The organism is Ammonifex thiophilus, assembly GCF_003368535.1.
Lineage (GTDB): Bacteria > Bacillota > Desulfotomaculia > Desulfotomaculales > Ammonificaceae > Ammonifex > Ammonifex thiophilus.
Genome location: NZ_QSLN01000061.1, coordinates 1 through 467 on the forward strand (window position 1 = coordinate 1; position 467 = coordinate 467).

Consider the following 467-nt stretch of genomic DNA (forward strand, 5'->3'; position numbering starts at 1 on the left):
GCAGGAGGGCGGGACGCCCGGCCGGGTCACCCGCTTCGCCTATTATGAAGACCCGGCGGCCGGTACCGTGGTACGACCGCAGCGGCCACATGAAGACTTACACCCACGACGCCTGGTACCGGCAGCTGGAAGTGCGTGACGAAGCGGGCCTTCTGGCCTCCTGCACCTACGATGACGATGGACTCAGGACCTCCTGCACCGATGCGTCCGGCAAAACCACCACCTGCCGCTACGACAGGAGCGGCAACTTCCTCATCTCGGAAACCGACCCCTACGGCCACACTACCACCTTCGTCTACGACTCTCAGGGCAACCTCATCTCCAGGACCGACCCCGCCGGTGCTACCACCCGCTACTGCTACGACTCCCAGAACCGGCTCATAAAGGAGATCGACCCCCTGGGCAACGAGACCGTCTACGAGTACTACCCGGACGGCCTTCTGAAGAGCAAAACCCTGCCCGGGGGG

The 467-nt window shown here is 64.0% G+C and carries 1 protein-coding gene; it reads left to right on the top strand.

Annotation, left to right across the window (positions count from 1 at the left end; all coding sequences use genetic code 11):
- Window positions 1–89: 89 nt before the first annotated feature.
- Window positions 90–467 (top strand): RHS repeat protein (locus DXX99_RS11060; RefSeq protein WP_205664715.1); only part of this gene is annotated, 378 nt, incomplete at its 3' end.